Source organism: Corallococcus sp. AB011P (assembly GCF_003611605.1).
Classification (GTDB): Bacteria; Myxococcota; Myxococcia; order Myxococcales; family Myxococcaceae; genus Corallococcus; species Corallococcus coralloides.
In genome coordinates this window covers 1-18042 of record NZ_RAVX01000033.1, presented here as the reverse complement: position 1 = coordinate 18042, position 18042 = coordinate 1, and the positions used below count along the sequence as shown (strand labels likewise).

General features: G+C 68.7%; 14 protein-coding genes. 8 read left to right on the top strand and 6 right to left on the bottom strand.

Going from position 1 to position 18042, the window contains the following annotated elements; translation table 11 throughout:
• Positions 1 to 67: 67 nt before the first annotated feature.
• The 3 genes from typA to D7X30_RS39490 all read right to left on the bottom strand — a co-directional run bounded on the left by typA (position 68) and on the right by D7X30_RS39490 (position 4594).
• Positions 68 to 1918, bottom strand: a complete 1851-nt coding sequence (gene typA / locus D7X30_RS39500; protein ID WP_120568153.1) for a translational GTPase TypA — start codon at positions 1916 to 1918, stop codon at positions 68 to 70.
• A gap of 166 nt (positions 1919 to 2084) precedes the next feature.
• Positions 2085 to 3008, bottom strand: coding sequence for an alpha/beta fold hydrolase (locus D7X30_RS39495; protein WP_120568152.1), 924 nt, complete (start codon positions 3006 to 3008; stop codon positions 2085 to 2087).
• Complete coding sequence (locus D7X30_RS39490) at positions 3005 to 4594, bottom strand: sigma 54-interacting transcriptional regulator (RefSeq protein ID WP_120568151.1); 1590 nt, start codon at positions 4592 to 4594, stop codon at positions 3005 to 3007. The genes D7X30_RS39495 and D7X30_RS39490 overlap by 4 nt, the downstream gene beginning before the upstream one ends.
• Before the next feature lie 113 nt (positions 4595 to 4707).
• Here D7X30_RS39490 and D7X30_RS39485 point away from each other — a divergent pair, with 113 nt between their 5' ends.
• The 5 genes from D7X30_RS39485 (at position 4708) to D7X30_RS39465 (ending at position 9165) form a co-directional block, all read left to right on the top strand.
• Positions 4708 to 5703, top strand: coding sequence for a cation diffusion facilitator family transporter (locus tag D7X30_RS39485; protein WP_120568150.1), 996 nt, complete (start codon positions 4708 to 4710; stop codon positions 5701 to 5703).
• Between the two features lie 45 nt (positions 5704 to 5748).
• Positions 5749 to 6792, top strand: coding sequence for a hypothetical protein (locus D7X30_RS39480; protein WP_120568149.1), 1044 nt, complete (start codon positions 5749 to 5751; stop codon positions 6790 to 6792).
• A gap of 10 nt (positions 6793 to 6802) precedes the next feature.
• Positions 6803 to 7360, top strand: a complete 558-nt coding sequence (rsmD, locus tag D7X30_RS39475; protein WP_120568148.1) for a 16S rRNA (guanine(966)-N(2))-methyltransferase RsmD — start codon at positions 6803 to 6805, stop codon at positions 7358 to 7360.
• 47 nt (positions 7361 to 7407) lie between these two features.
• Positions 7408 to 7890: a pantetheine-phosphate adenylyltransferase gene (coaD, locus tag D7X30_RS39470; RefSeq protein ID WP_014396068.1), complete on the top strand. Its 483-nt coding sequence runs from the start codon at positions 7408 to 7410 to the stop codon at positions 7888 to 7890.
• 81 nt (positions 7891 to 7971) lie between these two features.
• Positions 7972 to 9165 (top strand): pyridoxal phosphate-dependent aminotransferase, encoded by a 1194-nt coding sequence (locus D7X30_RS39465; protein ID WP_120568147.1) that lies wholly within the window; start codon positions 7972 to 7974, stop codon positions 9163 to 9165.
• Between the two features lie 93 nt (positions 9166 to 9258).
• On the opposite strand, the gene D7X30_RS39460 is transcribed toward D7X30_RS39465, so the two are convergent.
• Entirely contained in the window at positions 9259 to 9993 is a 735-nt protein-coding gene (locus tag D7X30_RS39460; protein WP_120568146.1) for a hypothetical protein, read from the bottom strand.
• Positions 9994 to 10135: 142 nt separating this feature from the next.
• Between D7X30_RS39460 and carB the strand changes: the two genes are divergently transcribed.
• The 3 genes from carB (at position 10136) to D7X30_RS39445 (ending at position 16430) form a co-directional block, all read left to right on the top strand.
• Positions 10136 to 13387 carry a carbamoyl-phosphate synthase large subunit gene (carB, locus tag D7X30_RS39455; RefSeq protein WP_120568145.1) on the top strand — a complete coding sequence of 1084 codons (3252 nt, stop codon included), beginning with the start codon at positions 10136 to 10138 and terminating at the stop codon, positions 13385 to 13387.
• A 78-nt stretch (positions 13388 to 13465) separates the two neighbouring features.
• A complete protein-coding gene (locus D7X30_RS39450) occupies positions 13466 to 14143 on the top strand; it encodes a DUF11 domain-containing protein (protein ID WP_147443426.1) in 678 nt (225 codons plus the stop codon).
• 295 nt (positions 14144 to 14438) lie between these two features.
• Positions 14439 to 16430, top strand: coding sequence for a rhomboid family intramembrane serine protease (locus D7X30_RS39445; RefSeq protein WP_120568143.1), 1992 nt, complete (start codon positions 14439 to 14441; stop codon positions 16428 to 16430).
• A 32-nt stretch (positions 16431 to 16462) separates the two neighbouring features.
• Here the strand turns inward: D7X30_RS39445 and D7X30_RS39440 are convergent, their stop codons facing one another.
• The gene (locus tag D7X30_RS39440; protein WP_120568142.1) at positions 16463 to 17176 is read right to left on the bottom strand and encodes a hypothetical protein; all 714 of its coding nucleotides are present in this window, start codon (positions 17174 to 17176) and stop codon (positions 16463 to 16465) included.
• Positions 17176 to 17796 carry a hypothetical protein gene (locus D7X30_RS39435; protein WP_120568141.1) on the bottom strand — a complete coding sequence of 207 codons (621 nt, stop codon included), beginning with the start codon at positions 17794 to 17796 and terminating at the stop codon, positions 17176 to 17178. The genes D7X30_RS39440 and D7X30_RS39435 overlap by 1 nt, the downstream gene beginning before the upstream one ends.
• Between the last annotated feature and the right edge of the window lie 246 nt (positions 17797 to 18042).

The following is an 18042-nucleotide window of genomic DNA, read 5'->3' as shown; positions in this document are numbered from 1 at the left end:
AAGAAGGGGCCGCCACCCGCTGTGCTGGGTGACGGCCCCTGGAAGCTTCAGTCGCTCAGCGGAAGGACTACTCCGCGTCGGCGCGCTCTTCGCGCTTGCGCTCACGCTCGGCGCGGTAGCGCTCGCCCACGGCCAGCGCCTTCTTGCGCATGCGGATGGACTTGGGCGTCACTTCGACGAGCTCGTCGTCGGCGATCCACTCCAGGGCCTTCTCCAGCCCCATCTCGCGCGGCGGGACGAGGATGACGTTCTCGTCGCGGCCGGCGGCGCGGATGTTGGTGAGCTTCTTCTCGCGGCAGCAGTTGACGTTGAGCTCGGACGGGTGCGCGTTCTCGCCGATGATCATGCCCTCGTACACGGTGGTGCCCGCGCCGATGAAGAGCTGGCCGCGCTCCTGGATGCTGAACAGCGCGTAGGGCACCGTGTCGCCCAGGCGGTCGGAGACCATGGCGCCGTTGGCGCGCTTCGGGATGTAGCCGAACCACGGCTCGAAGCCGTCGAACTGGCTGCTCATGATGCCCTCACCACGCGTGATGGTGAGGAACTCCGAGCGGAACCCGATGAGCCCGCGCGCGGGGATGCGGAACTGGAGGCGGGTGCGGCCCGAGCCCAGCTGCGCCATGTCCGTCATGCGGCCCTTGCGGGGCCCCAGGCGCTCCGTCACCACGCCCACGCTGTTCTCCGGCACGTCGCAGAAGAGCAGCTCCATGGGCTCGTGCGTCTGCCCGTCCACCACCTTGGTGATGGGCTCCGGGTTGGAGGCGGTGAGCTCGTAGCCCTCGCGGCGCATGTTCTCGATGATGACCGCCAGCGCCAGTTCGCCACGGCCCACCACGCGGAACGCGTCCGGCGTCGCGGTGTCCTCCACGCGCACGGCCACGTTGCGGTAGGCCTCGCGGTACAGGCGCTCGCGCAGGTTGCGGGAGGTGACGTACTTGCCCTCCTTGCCCGCCAGCGGCCCGTCGTTGACCTTGAAGATCATCATCATCGTGGGCTCGTCCACGGTGATGCGCGGCAGCGCCACGGGCTTCTCGAAGTCCGCGATGGTGTCGCCGATGCTGATCTCCTCGATGCCCGCGATGGAGACGATCTCACCCGGGCCCGCGTCCGCGATCTCCGTGCGCTTCAGGCCGGAGAAGCCGAACAGCTTGACGACCTTGCCCTGCTGCACCTTGCCGCCCTCGCGGACGACGGACACGGCCATGTTCGGGGTGATGCGGCCCGCCTGCACGCGGCCCACCGCCAGACGGCCGACGTAGTCGTCGTAGTCCAGGTTGGCGACGAGCAACTGCAGCGTCGTCTGCTCCACAGGCGGCGGGGGCGGGGGCGGGATGTGCTTGATGATGGCGTCGTACAGCGGCTCCAGCGTCTTGCCCGGCACGTCCAGCGACGTGGAGGCCTGACCCTGGCGCGCGACGGTGTAGAGGACGGGCATCTCCAGCTGCTCTTCGTTCGCGCCCAGGTCGATGTAGAGCGAGTACACCAGGTCCAGCACGTCCTTGGCCCGGGCGTCCTGACGGTCGATCTTGTTGATGACCAGCACGGTCTTCAGGCCCATGGCCAGCGCCTTGGTGAGCACGAAGCGCGTCTGGGGCAGGGGACCTTCGGCGGCGTCCACCAGCAGGATGACGCCATCGACCAGGCGCAGACCGCGCTCCACCTCGCCACCGAAGTCGGCGTGGCCCGGGGTGTCGATGATGTTGATCTGCATCCCCTTGTAGGAGACGGCAGTGTTCTTCGCGAGGATGGTGATGCCCTTCTCGCGCTCGAGGTCGTTCGAGTCCATGACCCGCTCGGCCACGTGCTCATTGGAGCGGAAGGTCCCCGCCTGCCGGAGCAGGTGGTCGACGAGGGTGGTCTTGCCGTGGTCGACGTGGGCGACAATGGCGACGTTGCGGATGTTTTCGCGAGAGATCATCAGGACCAACTAACGGAAATGAAGGTGCGAGGAGAGACGCCCAGAACGGGGTTTCTCAATCCCACCGGAACCCGGAAGGCGGGGGCTTATATGCCGGGGGCTTCCCACCTGCAATGAAGGCGGGTGTCCAGCAGGCAAACAATCAGCCCCCCCGCCTGCTGGGCGCTTATCCCACCTTCGGGGGGGCTTCCGCGGTTTCCACGCCCAGCCGCTCCCTCAGGAAGCGCTCCACCCGCAGCTCCACCAGGCCCGGGACTTCCAGTGGGGCGGTATGGGTGCCCTCGGAAATCATCAGGAGCTCAGAGGAGGGGATGCGCTCGGCCATCTTCCGGGACAGCCAGCCGGGGGTGAAGCGGTCCTTCTCCCCGGCGACCACCAGGGTGGGCACATCCACGTGCTCCAGGTGGTCCTCGGCGGTGTGGTTGGCCAGCGAATCCAGGGTTCGCACGAAGACGACGGGGTCCATGCGTGCCAGATGGGTGAAGTACGGGGCCAGGTCGTTGCGGGCGATGAGGTCCGGGTTCATCTCCAGGCGGATGGCCAGCTGCACCACCAATTCCGTGGTGAGCGCCCCGTGCACGATGCGCGCGGTGTGCCGGGGGAAGCGCTCCACCGCGGCCCTCAAGGTGGGGAAGATGCGCTTGAGCAGCGTGGAGTCATGGAAGGTGTCCAGCGGCAGGCCGTAGCTGCCGCACACCAGCACCAGCCCCTCCACGCGCCGGGCGTAGCGGCGGTGGAACTCCAGCGCCACCTGCACACCCATGGAGTGGCCGAAGAGGACGGCCTTGTCCATGCCCGCGGCGTCCATCACCCGCGCCAGGTCGTCGCAGGTGTACGCCATGCCGATGCGCGTGCGGTCCGTGGGGACGGTGCTCTTGCCGTGGCCCCGGTAGTGCCAGCGCAGCACGCGGTGGCGCCGGCCCAGGTAGGGCAGCAGGTACTTCCAGGCGAAGCCGTCACAGCCCAGGCCGTCGCACAGGACCATGCCCGGGGCGCCGTCCCCCCGCACCTGGTAGTAGAGGTCCGCGCCGTCCGGCACCCGCAGCGAGTCCTGCCGGAAGGAGACCGCCTGTCCGTGCGGTGCGCTCACGCCTCCACCTCGTCCGTGTCCAGTCCTTCGGGGATGCCCTTGTCCAGCCCGTAGCGGGAGATCTTCAGGAGCAGGTTGGAGCGGCTGATGCCCAATTCGCGCGACAGCCGGCTCTTGTTGTAGCGGGTGCGCACCAGGCCCTGGTGGATCATCTCCTTCTCCAGGGACTCCACCGCCTCGTGCAGCTTGCCGTGCGCGCGCGGGGCGATGAAGGGCCCGCCGCCGGGAACCACGGCGTCGCGGATGCGGCTGGAGAGCAGCTCCGCGGGGATGGTCTCCAGCTCGCCGCCCAGCACGAGCAGCCGCTCGATTTCGTTCTCCAGCTCGCGGATGTTCCCCGGCCACGCGTACGCGCCCAGGATGCCCAGGGCCTCCGGCGCCAGGCCCCGCGCGCGCTGGCCCTCGCGGTGGTGCTTGCGCAGGAAGTGGTCGATGAGGACGGGCAGGTCGTCCTTGCGCTCGCGCAGGGGCGGCAGCTGCAGGCGGATGACGTTGATGCGGTAGAAGAGGTCCTCGCGGAACTCGCCGCGCTTCACCATCTCGCCCAGGTCCTTGTGGGTGGCGGCGATGACGCGCACGTCGACCTCGCGGGAATGGGTGCCGCCCACGGGCAGGAAGGTGCCCTCCTGGAGTACGCGCAGGAGCTTCACCTGGAGGGCGGGGGACATGTCGCCTACCTCGTCCAGGAAGAAGGTGCCCTGATCCGCGACCTCGAAGAGGCCCTTCTTGTCCTTGAGCGCGCCGGTGAAGGAGCCCCGGGTGTGACCGAAGAGGGCGCTCTCCAGCAGGTTGTCGTTGAAGGCGGAGCAGTTCTGCACGACGAACGGCTTGTCCTTGCGCGGGCCGTTGTGGTGGATGGCGCGCGCCACCAGCTCCTTGCCCGTGCCGGACTCGCCGTTGATGAGGACGGTGGAGTCGGAGTGGGCCACCTTCTCCATCAGGCGGAAGACTTCGTTCATGGCCCCGGAGCGGCCGATGATCTTCTCGAAGCGGTAGCGGTTGGACAGCTCGGAGGCCATGGACTGGATGGTCTCCTCCTTGCGCGTGAGCTCCACCTCCTGGTTGGCGATCTCCGTGACCGCGAACTCCAGGAGGTCCGACAGCTTGCTCAGCTCCGAGCCGTCCAGCACCGGCACGCGCTCCGCCGCGCCCTCCAGCTCCAGCATCGCCCCGGGCGCGATGTCGCGCATCTTGCCCAGGAGCACCTGGCCGTCTCCGGGCATGAGCGGCTGCCGGGCGAAGCCCTCCACGAAGAGGAAGCCCTCGTACTCATTGCGGATGTAGAGCGGCGCGCCCACGATGGACAGGCGCAGGTGGCAGTCATGGAAGAGCGAGCGGCGCAGGTTCTTGGCGGCCTTGAACTTCTCATGCAGCACCCGCACCGACTGGGCACACCGCCGCATCCCCTCCCGCGCCCCCAGCGAGTGGCGGCAGAAGTCGTTGGGCGGCGGGATGAAATCCCCGCGCTGCCAGTCGTGCACCACGCCGTTGCGATCCGCGAACGAAAGCTCCACCTGCCACCACTTGCGGATGACATCCCTCAACATGACAATGGTGTGCAGATTCTGATGCTTCTCGAAGTCCATCCCCGCGTCCCTCGGCCTGTTGCGGATCAGGACAACGGATCTACGGGGTTGTCCGAAATCAATCCAGCGGCACCTGTCCGAATGACGGCGCCAATGGCGTACCCTGGTTCCCTGTGAGCGCACCCCCACATACACACGGCAGGGCCGGGCACGGTCATTCGCACGACCACGACCATGACCACTCGCACCATGGGCATTCGCACGGCCATTCGCACGGTCCGCGCAAGGGCGGGCTGGCGGAGGAGCGGCGCAAGGACCGGCGGCGGCTGCTGTTCGCGCTGGGGCTGACGGCGACCATCATGGTGGCGGAGGCGGTGGGCGGCTTCCTCACCAACTCGCTGGCGCTGCTCTCCGACGCCGGGCACATGCTGACGGACGTGTCGGCCATGGTCCTGAGCCTGCTGGCGCTCTGGTTCGCCGGGCGGCCCGCGGACCTGAAGAAGACCTACGGCTACTACCGGATGGAGATATTGAGCGCGCTCCTCAACGGGGTGCTGCTGCTGGTCATCACCATCTTCATCCTGATGGAGGCCTGGGCGCGGATGCGCACGCCCGCTCCGGTGGAGCTGGGGCCCATGGCGCTGGTGGCGGGCATCGGCCTGGTCGCGAACCTGGCGGCGCTGGGCTTCCTGCACCAGACGCACTCCATGAACGTGCGCGGCGCGTTCCTGCACGTGCTGGGGGACACGCTGTCGTCGGTGGGCGTGCTGATTGGCGCGGGCGTGATGTGGTGGACCGGCTGGTACGTCGTGGACCCCATCATCTCCGTGCTGATTTCGATGATCATCGTCGTGGGCGCGCTGCGGCTGGTGAAGGACGCGGTGGACGTGCTCCTGGAGGCGGTGCCCGCGCACGTGGACCTGGAGCAGGTGCGCTCGCTCATGGCGAAGGTGCCGGGCGTGCAGGCGGTGCATGACCTGCACGTGTGGACCATCTCCAGCGGGATGTACGCGCTGTCCGCGCACCTGGTGGTGGCGGACCCCATGGTCTGCAACAACGACGACATCCTGTCCGCGGTGAAGCACGACCTCTTCGACCGCTTCGGCATCGACCACACGACCATCCAGATCGAGAGCCAGTCCTACGCCCACCTGGGCGAGGTGCACTGACGTCCTTGCGAAAGGGGCGCGGGGCGGGGATTCTCGCCGGCTCCTATGAGCGTGCTGGACAAGGTGTTGTCGCTGCGGCCGGGCAACGTGGTGGCGCGGGTGGGCCCGGGCTCCCGGGTGCCCCTGTTGGATCCACGGGAGCTGCTCGGGGCGCTGGAGTCCACGCCCATGGCGCTGCCGTGCCTGCCGGTGCTGTCCAAGGGCGCGCTGCCGGGCCTCTTGGGCGCGGCCCGCGCGGAGGACTCGGTGCTGGGCCTCTCCTGCCCGCACCCCCTGGCGGACCGGGGCGCGCCGGAGCGCTTCGTGAGGGCGGTGCACGCGGCGGCGCAGGAGGCCGAGCACACCCGGCCCCTGTTCCTCCAGGCCGGCCCCCTCCGGGTGAGCTCCACGGACGCGGACGTGCTGGACGCGCTCCAGGACGGCATCTTCCGCGTGGTGGACGCGGGCTTCGCGCTGGTGTCGTTGGATCTGTCGCGCCTCACCTCCTACGAGGCCGTGGAGGCGGTGAACGCGCTGGTGGGCCCGCTCAAGGAGCGCGAGCTGTCGCTGGAGGTGTCCCCGCCCCAGGTGTCCTCCGGCGGACTGGTGGACGCGTGCGCGACGCTTCTGGAGGGGCTGGCGCAGTGGCAGGTCCCGCTGCGCTTCCTGCGCGTGTCGGACGCGCAGCTGGGGGAGGGCGAACTGGACGTGGAGCTGCTGCGGCGCGTGGTGGAGACGGCCGCGGGGAAGGGCGTGGCGGTGGCGGTGGCGGACGCCTCCACCGGGCCCGCGCGGGGGCTGTCCAGCTACGTGGCCGCGGGTGTGCGCAAGGTGGACCGGGGAGGGCCTTTCGGTCCGCTGGCCCTGCGCGCCTGGCCTCCGGAGGTGCGCGAGCCGGTGGTGGCGCGGGCCCAGGCGGCGGGCATGCCGGCCGGGGAGCTGCTCTCCGTGATGGAGGAGGGGCTGCCGGCCCTGTCGCCTACCGCCCGCGAGACGCTGGAGGCGCTGTCCTTCGCGGAGGCCACGGAGGCGCTGGGGGCGCTGGGGGCGCACCGCTCGGCGTCGGTGGCCATGGCGTTCCTCGCGAAGCCGGGCGGGGACCTGGGATAGAAGGGCGCGCATGCGCATCGTTGCAGGCAGCGCGAAGGGCCGGGCCCTGACGGGGCCCAAGCCGTCGTCCGGACACATCCGCCCCACGGCGGACCGGGTCCGTGAAACCATCTTCAACATGCTGGGCCAGTTCCTGGACGGCCAGGCCGTGCTGGACCTGTACGCGGGCACCGGCGCCCTGGGGCTGGAGGCCCTGTCGCGGGGCGCGGGCCGGCTGGTGCTGGTGGACCAGGACCGCGAGGCCCTGGCCCTGTGCCGCAAGAACACCGACGCGCTGGGCTTCAGCGCCCAGGTGTCCATCCTGGCGCAGCCCGTGGTCCGCGCGCTGGAGACGCTGGGCAAGCAGGGGGAGAAGTTCGAACTCGTCTTCGCGGATCCGCCCTACGCGGCGCGCGTGGTGGAGACGGTGCTGGAGGCGGTGGTGGCCGCGGGCGTGGTGACGCCGGGCGGCACGGTGATGGTGGAGCACGACAAGCGGGAGGCGGCCCCTGAGGCCCACTCGGGGCTCGCCCTGGAGGACCAGCGCCGCTTCGGGGACACCCTGGTGAGCTTCTACCGGGCCCCGTGACGTGCGCTTGACCGGCCCCGTGGGCCCGCCGAGACTTCAACGCACCCATGCCGGTCGCCATCTATCCTGGTTCGTTCGATCCGCTCACCAACGGGCACCTGAGCCTCATCCAGCGCAGCCTGAAGATGTTCGACCGGCTCATCGTCGCCATCGCGGTGAACCCGAAGAAGACGCCCCTCTTCAGCCAGGAGGAGCGCATCGAGCTCATCCGCGAGGCGGTGAACGACCCCCGCGTGGAGGTGGACGCCTTCCACGGCCTGCTGGTGGACTACGTGCACCAGCGCAACGTGAGCGTCGTCATCCGCGGGCTGCGCGCGGTGTCGGACTTCGAATACGAGTTCCAGCTGGCGAACATGAACCGCAAGCTGGCGCCGGACATCGACACCGTCTTCATGATGACGGGTGAGGACTACTTCTACATCTCCTCGCAGCTGGTCCGGGAGGTCGCGACCTTCGGGGGGAACGTGGATGGGCTCGTCCCCCCGAACGTCAACGCGGGGCTGAAGAAGAAGTTCGGCCCGAAACCCTAGGGTCGTTCCCCAGGGGCATCCGGCCCACGCGGCGCGCGAGCGGGCTTGTCCGCTTCGGGAGTTCCGCGCTAGGCAGGGCGCATGAAACTCGCCCGCCGGCTGCAAGCCATCAAGCCTTCCGCCACCCTGGCCCTCAACGCCCGCGCCAAGGCGCTCGCCGCCAGTGGCAAGGACGTGGTGGTGCTCGCCGCCGGTGAGCCGGACTTCGACACGCCGGAGTTCGTGAAGCAGGCGGCCATCGACGCGCTCCGCACGGGCTTCACCAAGTACACCGCCACCGCGGGCATGCCGGAATTGCGCGAGGCCGTCTGCCGCAAGCTGGAGAAGGACAACGGCCTGAAGTACGCGCCGGATCAGGTGGTGGTGACGGCGGGCGGCAAGCAGTCGCTCTACAACTGCTTCCAGGCGCTGCTGGACGAAGGCGATGAGGTCATCATCTTCGCGCCGTACTGGGTGAGCTACCCGGACATGGTGCACCTGGCGGGCGGCACGCCGGTCATCGTCCCCACGCGCGAGGAGGACGGCTACGCGCCGGACCCCGCCGCCATCAAGAAGGCGCTCACCCCGCGCACGCGCGCCATCGTGCTCAACAGCCCGGCCAACCCCACGGGCGCGGTGTACTCGCGCGCCACGCTGGAGGGCATCGCGGACGCGGTGCGCGGGCACGACTGCCTCATCGTCACCGACGACATGTACGAGAAGCTCCTCTACACGGGGGAGCCGTTCCTCAACCTGGGCAACGTGGCGCCGGACCTGGTGCCGCGGCTGCTGGTGTCCAATGGCCTGTCCAAGTCCCACGCGATGACGGGCTGGCGGCTGGGCTACGCGGCGGGGCCCAAGGCGCTCATCTCCGGCATGCAGCTGGTGCAGGACCAGTCCACGTCCAACGCGTCCTCCATCACGCAGAAGGCGGCGCTGGCGGCGCTCAACGGCCCCTCGGACACCATCATCGCGATGGTGAACGAGTACCGCGAGCGCCGTGACTTGTTCGTCGCGGGGCTCAACGCCATCCCTGGCATCCGCTGCCGGCTGCCGGAAGGCGCCTTCTACGCGATGGCGGACGTGCGGGGCCTGATGGGCAAGACGTACAAGGGCAAGCCGCTGACGGACTCGCTGCAGCTCTCCGAGGCGCTGCTCAATGACTTCCTCGTGGCGGCGGTGCCCGGGGAGCCGTTCGGCGCGCCGGGCTACATCCGCATGAGCTTCGTCACGTCGCGCGAGGTGCTGCAGAAGGGCCTGGCGCGCCTGCGGGACTTCACGGCCGCGCTGGGCTGAGGCGCCCAGGTCAAGACATCCCCGGCGGTATCCGCGCGGTTGCTCAAGCTTGCACGCGCAGTGCGCTGGGTGGCCGGGCGCTCCGTGGCGTCTTCAGTCCGTGTACGCGAAGGCGTGCCAGGTCAGGTCCGGGCTGCCGCGGAAGAGGAAGATGGCCGCGTGGCCGGAGAGGTTGCCCACCGCGGCCCAGGTGTCCTTGAGCACGCGCGGATCCAGCCCCAGGCGCGCGGGCGGCTTGCCGTACTTCTTCTCCATCTCCGCTATGGGCAGCACTTCGATGTCGTAGAGGGTGATGAGGTCCGTGCGCCGCGTGCGCAGCTGCTTCACCCACGCCTGGATCAGCTCATCCGGGGTGTTGAAGCGCTTGTCCTCCAGCTGGAACGGGTAGAGCAGCTCCACGGAAGCGTTGCGCACATCTCCCGTCAGCAGGCTCTGGAAGAGGAAGCGCGCCTCGTTGTGGATCACCGCGCGGGCGATGCCCTCGGGGGACAGGTCCTCTTCGGTGGGACGCGCGGCTTCACGGCCCGGGCCCAGCTGGACGCTGCCCGCGGTGGAGGGGAGGGGCGGCGTGGGCGGGCGCGCCGTGGTGGGCATGGGCACGGCGGCCGGAGGCGTGGCGGCGGCCTGCGGGGGCTTGCGAGGGGCCGGTGTGGGCGCCGCCGCCGGAGGCTGGGCCGCGGCGGGGGCGGGCGTCGGGGGCGGGGTGGGCTGGGCGGGGGCGGGCGCCGGGGTGGGCTCGGTGGGGGCGGGCGTGGCGGCGGGAGCGGTGTCCTGGGCGAGGGCGGGCGCGGAGAGAAGGACGAGCAGGGCCAGGGGCCAGCGACGCATGAAACCTCCGGAGAGAAGCGCGGCAGCGTAGCAGAGGACGCCGGGCCGGGGTCCTCCGAGCAAGCGGGCATCGGACGGTCTCTTCGGATGCCACAACGCACCGCGTGCATGTGGGGGCGGACGTTGGTATGGGGGGCGCCCGATGCCCAAGCGTACCGATATCCGGAAGGTTCTCGTGATTGGCTCGGGCCCGATTGTCATCGGGCAGGCCGTCGAGTTCGACTACTCAGGCACCCAGGCGATCAAGGCGCTTCGGGACGAGGGCGTGGAGGTGGTGCTGCTCAACAGCAACCCCGCCACGGTGATGACGGACCCAGAGTTCGCGCACCGCACCTACATTGAACCCATCACCGTGGAGGCGGCGGAGAAGATCCTCGCCGCCGAGCGCCCGGACTCGCTCCTGCCCACCATGGGCGGGCAGACGGCGCTGAACCTGGCCAAGGCGCTCGCGGAGAAGGGCATCCTGGAGAAGTACGGGGTGCGGCTCATTGGCGCGTCCCTGGAGGCCATCAACAAGGCGGAGGACCGCCAGCTCTTCAAGGCGGCCATGCAGAAGATCGGCGTGGCGCTGCCCAAGAGCGGCTACGCGACGACGCTCACGGACGCCATGGCGCTGGTGGAGGAGATCGGCTTCCCGGCCATCATCCGTCCGTCCTTCACGCTGGGCGGCACGGGCGGCGGCATCGCGTACAACCGCGAGGAGTTCGAGGCCATCTGCCGCTCGGGCCTGAAGGCGAGCCCCACCTCCACCATCCTCGTGGAGGAGAGCGTGCTCGGCTGGAAGGAGTACGAGCTGGAGGTGGTCCGCGACTCCGCGGACAACGTCATCATCATCTGCTCCATCGAGAACCTGGACCCGATGGGCGTGCACACCGGTGACTCCATCACCGTGGCGCCCGCGCAGACGCTGACGGACCGCGAGTACCAGCGCATGCGGCAGGCGTCGCTGGCCATCATCCGCGAGATTGGCGTCGACACGGGTGGCTCCAACATCCAGTTCGGCATCCACCCGCGCGACGGCCGCATGGTCGTCATCGAGATGAACCCGCGCGTGTCGCGCTCCAGCGCGCTGGCGTCCAAGGCGACGGGCTACCCCATCGCGAAGGTCGCCGCGAAGCTGGCGCTGGGCTACACGCTGGACGAGCTGCGCAACGACATCACCCGCGACACGCCGGCCTCCTTCGAGCCGACGCTGGACTACGTGGTGGTGAAGGTGCCGCGCTTCAACTTCGAGAAGTTCCCCAAGGCGGACCGCACGCTGACCACGAGCATGCGCTCGGTGGGCGAGGTGATGGCCATTGGCCGCACCTTCCCCGAGGCGTACATGAAGGCGCTGCGCTCCATGGAGCTGGGGCGGGTGGGCCTGGAGTCGCCGGAGCTGCCCTCGGAGAAGGAAGAGCGCGAGAAGGTGCTGCACGAGGGCCTGCGCGTGCCCCGTCCAGAGCGCCCCTGGTTCGTGGCGCAGGCCTTCCGCGAGGGCATGACGGTGGAGCAGGTGCACCAGCTCTCCGCCATCGACCCGTGGTTCCTGCGGCACATCGAGGCGCTGGTGCGCGAGGCGCAGTCGCTGGCGGACATTGGCCGCCTGGACCACCTGGCGGACGACGTGCTCCGTCAGGCGAAGGCGCACGGCTTCTCCGACAAGTACCTGGGCAACCTGATGGGCTACCCGGAGGCGGAGGTGCGGGCGCACCGGCACTCGCGCGGCATCCGCCCGGTGTTCAAGCGGGTGGACACCTGCGCCGCGGAGTTCGAGGCGTACACGCCGTACCTCTACTCCACCTACGAGGAGGAGGACGAGGCGCCCCCCACGGACCGGCAGAAGGTCCTCATCCTGGGCAGCGGTCCCATCCGCATCGGTCAGGGCATCGAGTTCGACTACGCGTGCGTGCACGCGGCCTTCGCGCTGCGCGAGGCCGGGTACGAGACGGTGATGGTCAACTGCAACCCGGAGACGGTGTCCACGGACTACGACACGTCCGACCGCCTCTACTTCGAGCCGCTGACGATTGAAGACGTGCTGGAGGTGTCCCAGCGCGAGAAGCCGGTGGGCGCCATCGTGCAGTTCGGCGGGCAGACGCCGCTGCGCCTGAGCGTGCCGCTGGAGCAGGCGGGGCTGCCGATTCTTGGCACGTCGCCGGACGCCATCGACCGGGCGGAGGACCGCGAGAAGTTCTCCAAGCTGATTGAGAAGCTGGGCCTGAAGCAGCCGGAGAACGGCGTCGCGCGCAGCCACGCGGAGGCCTTCAAGGTGGCCGAGCGCATTGGCTACCCGGTGATGGTGCGTCCGTCGTACGTGCTGGGCGGCCGGGCGATGGAGACGGTCTACGACGCGTCCAGCCTGGAGCGCTACATGCGCGAGGCGGTGAGCGCGTCGCCGGAGCACCCGGTGCTCATTGACCGCTTCCTGAAGGACGCCATCGAAGTGGACCTGGACCTGGTGGCGGACCGCACGGGGCAGGTGCTGATTGGCGGCGTGCTGGAGCACATCCAGGAGGCGGGCGTGCACTCGGGTGACGCGGCGGCGACGCTGCCTCCGCACTCGCTGTCGCCGGACCTGGTGGAGCGGATGAAGGACCAGGCCATCTCCATGGCGCGCGAGCTGGGCGTGGTGGGCCTGATGAACGTGCAGTTCGCCATCCAGGGGAAGAACATCTACATCCTGGAGGTGAACCCGCGCGCCAGCCGCACGGTGCCGTTCATCTCCAAGGCGACGGGCGTCCCGATGGCGAAGATCGCGGCGCTCTGCATGGTAGGCAAGACGCTGAAGGAGCTGGGCCGCACGGAGGAGCCGGAGTTCCGGCACGTGGCGGTGAAGGAGAGCGTCTTCCCGTTCGCGCGCTTCGCCGGCGTGGACGTGATTCTGGGCCCGGAGATGAAGTCCACGGGCGAGGTCATGGGCCTGGCGGAGGACTACGCGTCCGCGTTCGCGAAGAGCCAGCTGGCGGCGGGTGTGAAGCTGCCCAAGAGCGGCCGGGTGTTCATCTCCGTGAAGGACGAGGACAAGCCGGCGGTGGTGGACCTGGCGCGGCGCCTGCGGTCGATGGGCTTCAGCCTGACGGCGACGGCGGGCACGCACGACTACCTGCTGACGAAGGGCATCGAGTCGCAGCGGGTGCAGAAGGTGAAGGAGGGCCGGCCGAACATCGTCGACAAGATCGTCGACGGGGAGATCGTCCTGGTCATCAACACCACCTTCGGCAAGCAGGAGATCGCGGACAGCTTCTCCATCCGGCGTGAGGCGCTGATGCACTCGGTGCCGTACTACACGACGGTGCAGGCGGCGCGCATGGCGGTGGGCGCGCTGGAGTCGCTGAAGCGCTCGGACCTCGCGGTGAAGCCGCTGCAGGCGTACCTGTACGGCGAGAACGGCGTGCCCCCGGCGAGTCGGTAGCGGCGGGCCGCGGATGGATGGGACCGGGCCCCCTGGAAGACAGGGGGCCGCCGGGCCCGGCGCTTGGAGAGGAATGACGTGAGTCGCTCCACCTCACGATTCGTGACCCCAGGCCTGAGAGGATGGCTCCTCCTCGGATGCATGGTGGTCACTGCATGCGCGGAGAGGATGGTCGCCTCTCAGGGGCGTACGGCGGGAAGGCCTGTCAATCCCAAGGAGGCCGTCCCGGACGTGGATCATGACGGGGACGGCCTGGGGGTCCGCGAGGACAACTGCCCGCTTGTCTTCAACCCGGAACAGCAGGACCGTGATGGGGACGACATCGGAGACGCGTGCGACCCGGACCTCGTCTATGCGGACGTGCGGCTCGAGGCATCCCTGGCGCCGTCCCCAGTCCTCGTGAACGACGAGGTCCGGCTGTCGGCGACGGTCACCAACACAGGCAACCTCCCCGCGACGGGCCTCTCCGTCCGAGTAGTCCTGCCCGAGGCCATGACCCTGCTCCGAAGCACGGATGGGACAGGTCAGCGGTGTCACGTCTCCGGGACGCGCGTCATTTGCGCGATGCCAGCGATTGTAGGGATTGCATCCGCGAGCGTCGCGCTCGTGCTGAAGCCGACCGAGGCCGGGGAGCATTCCGTCTTCGTGGTCGCGGACCTGCCTGGAGATCCGACCCTGGAGGACTGCATGGTGACGCTGGAGGGAATCGCGGTCACCCACATGCCTGGTTTGTCGGGCTCCAAGAAAAGCGACTGAGAGGGAATGGTCGTTCTTCAGGCTGTGTCTGGAGTCAGCGCGTTCTGCTTGTCTGTCTTCAATCAGCGTGAACGGTGTATCGCCGTCGCGGGTTCACACTCCGTGAGCGGTGCACCTGGCGAGATGATGTGAGTTGCTCGACATGGCTGGTTTCGCGAGTTTGAAGGCATCTCCTGTTTGGTCCGCCGGATGAAGGCGTGTGTCACGGCGTGCTATGTCCATGCGCATCGCGCGGAGTTGCTCCGCGTAGCGCTGCATGGGTGGGGGCCCCGCCCGTCGAGGTGAGGCTTCTGTCATGGTGTTCCTGCTCCCGCTTGGAGTGGACGGTGCGACGTTGGACCGTCGCCCCTGGGTCTCCGTCTCCATCGCCGCGCTCTGTGCCGTGGCCTTCTTCATCACCTGGGTGGTCCCCTCGAACCCGGGCGGGGTGGGCGAGGGCGAGGTTCGTGAGCTGATCCAGGAGACGCTCGCCCATCCCGACCTGGAGCTGCCCCCGGGCTGTACCTCGCTCCTCAGTGCGCACGGCAAGGTGCTGCTGGCCCAGCTGAAGAAGGAGGCAGCGGCGCCGGCCGGGGGCGTGGACGTGAATGCGCTCCAGGCGCGGCTCGACGCGCACTGTGAGAGCGTCCTGGAGGCGAGGGATTCGGGCCTGCTCCACCGCCTGGGGCTCGTGCCCGCGCGGGGCCTGCTGCAGTGGGGCTGGCTGACGTACATGTTCCTGCACCTCGGGTGGATGCACCTGCTGGGGAACCTGCTGTTCTTCTACGTCGTGGGGTTGCTGCTCGAGGACGCCTGGGGCCGGCCGCTGTTTGCTGCCTTCTACGGGGTGGGCGGCCTGGTGGCGGGGATTGCCCACTTCGCGCTCGACACCCAATCCCAGACATTGATGGTCGGTGCCTCCGGAGCGGTGGCGGCGTGCATGGGTGCGTTCTGTCTGCGCTTCGCCACACGCAAGGTCCGCGTGGGCTACCTCTTCTGGCTCCTGAAAATCTGGCGTGGCACCTTCGGTGTTCCGGGCTGGCTGTGGGCGGGCCTCTGGTTCGGCAACCAGGTGCTCGACTTCCTTGTCCTGGGCAACAACACGGGCGTCGCGGTGATGGCGCACATTGGCGGATTCGCCTTCGGCTTCGTCGCGGCCAGCGCGCTGCGCGTGACGCGGCTGGAGGAGCGCTTCGTCGCACCCGCCATCGCCGCGCGTGAAGGGGGCTGGGTGGCGGACCCTCGCATGCTGGAGGCACAGACGGCGCTGGACGGCGGCGACCGTGAGAAGGCACGGGCGACCTTCCAGCGCATCCTGGCGGACCATCCGGACAACACCGAGGCGCTGCTCTCCCTGGGACGGATGGAGCTGGAGGCCGGCCGGGTGCCTTCCGGCTCCGCGCGAGTGGAGAAGGCACTGCAACTGCTGGTCGGACATGACGTCCCCGAACCGCTCTGGCACGCGGTGGACCAGTTGGGGGAGCTGTTCCCCGTGGACCGGCTGCGCCCGGGTGTCGCCTGGCGCGTGGCGCAGGGCCTGGATCAGCAAGGGGCCCCCGCCAACTCAGTTGGGATGGCCGAGTCGCTCTACGCCGCGGCCGGCAAGGGCACCGGCACCATGGCGGTGCGCGCCCTGATTCGCGCCGCGGAGCTGCGGCTGGAGCGCCGTGACGCCCCGGAGAAGGCGGCGGAATACCTGACCCGGGCGAAGCCGATGGCGACAGGCGATGCCGCCGCGTTGGCGGAGCGGATCGGCCAGCTGGAGGTGGAGGCGGCGCGGATGGAAGCGCGGATGAAGGACCGGGGAATCGCCCTGGACACGGAGTCCGCCGCGCCAAGGACCCGCGCCGTCGCGGCCCTGGCGCCCGAGTCGCCCGGGGGCTCCACGCTGCCCCCGCGAATCATCCCCTGTCGCATCCTGGGGCTGTCCGACAAGGCCCTGCTGGTGGAGTCCCAGGGAGGACAGCGCCGGTCGCTGTCCGTCACGGAGGTCATGGCGGTGGCCGTGGGCATGCTGCCCGTCGCCGGGCCCGAAGGGACGGCCCCCCGGCAGACGGTGCTCACCGATCTGGTGGTGTCCTGGGGCGACCTGGAGCGAGGGCCGACCGTGCTGCGCATCCCGGCCGCCGGGCTCGGGCTGCCGGAGCGCTATCCCGGCCTCGCGCCGCGCGAGGCCTACGCGCGCTTCCTGGCCGCGCTGCTGGAGCACTCCAGCGCCAATGCCCTGCCGGACGCGCCCACGCTGGCAGAAGGCCGCTATCCGCGCTTCGCCACCGAGGGCGAGCTCACGGCGCACTACTACGGGTAGGGGGCCGCGGCGGCTTGAGGCTGGAGGGGGACCTACGGACCCGGTGGCGCATCCTCGGGCAGGAGGCGGCAGCACCAGATGACGCCTGTGCAGGCATCGACCCGCTTCTCTCCAGGCTCGCAGATCACGGGGTGGCAGAATCTGCCATCCAGAGATGGAAGCTCCTCCCCGTCAATGACGTCCTCAAGAGACCCACGGGAGTCGGCGCGGCGCTTGTCCAACGCGCAGGCGGCGACGGGTCTGCAAGACCGATCGTCAATCGACGGAGGCCAGGGCCCGCCCAGGAAGTCCTCGGCGGCGTAGCGGTCCTCGGGAAGGTCGCCGGTATACGCCAGCATATCCGCGTCGAGGGCGCCGGGGGATGCGCACCGTTGCACGGGGCCCCAGGGCTTGAAGTCGAGCACCTCGAACTCAGGGAAGCTGGCGCACTCTCGAAACTCACGGACCTTGCCTGTGAAGCGCCCCCGGACCAAATACCGGCCCTGCTCCCAGACATTACGGCGCAACCGCTCGCGAGGCCGGTTCGCCCCCACGGGCAGGACCCGCTTGAAAGGGCCTGCTTCCGACTCGGAAAGATTCAACAGGTCCACGTCGCAGTCCGAGGTCTGCTCCGCGAAGTACTCGGGAATGACCTCTGGGGCATTAGGCGGGGTGGGCTTGGAAGGGGACGGTGTGAGGTGAAAGTAGAGGCTCACACTCCCGACGCAGACCAGGGCCAGGGCTGCCAGGTACCCGCGCGACTTCATCAATCCACCTCTTCTCCGGCCTTCAAGTGGAGCAACCGCGGGGTCGACGCCTTAGAATATTGATACCACTGGGCGCCGGCACTGAGTCTTACTTTTCCTCCGCGCTCATGGATCTTCTCGAAGCCCACCTTGCCCGAGGAGCCCTCCGCGAAGACCGAGAGCGTATTGGTCCACTTTTCTGCGAAGGCCTTCGTATTGCAGCCGAAGAACCTGTGGGGGTGGGTCGCTGCTTTTCGTGGAACAAAGGAGAACGCTGCGACCTTCTTGATGTCATCGCAGGTCAGGATCGCATTGGATTCGGGCGAGACGGCCACGTGGTCGCTGGCACGGTGATTCAGCGAGAGCCACAGGTCCTCCCTGGCATGACCGTAGAACCAGACCCGGCTCACCTTGGTGCCCTTGAGCTTGTTGATGTAGTCCCAGAACCCTTGGGCCATCGATATTCCCACGTACTTCCAGCCGCGGTCCTTGGCGCCGGACTTGAGGTGGTCCAGATAGTTCAGCTTGTGTCGGCTCTTGATTTTGAGGGTGTGTTCGTATTGGGTCGGCGCTGACTTCTGACTGGCCAGGTCGCTGATCCAACGGTCCTTGTAGGCGGGCTCATAGATCAACCAGTGCACGTCCTCTGTCTTTGGGTCGTGCAGCGTACCTCCATTTGACCGGAGCAGCGGAGCGGTGACGAAGTTGTCCCAGCTCTGGTCATGCAGCTCCGGGTCCTTTGGATCGTAGGTAGAGGGGGTGAGAGTCCCCCGCTTCCGTGGACACCCCCGATGTGATGGAAGGGTGTGGGATGTCGGAAAGCGAGAAGAGGCAGCGGCGGCAGCGGCGTAGTTTCAGCCCAGAGTTCAGGGCTGGAGCGGTGAAGC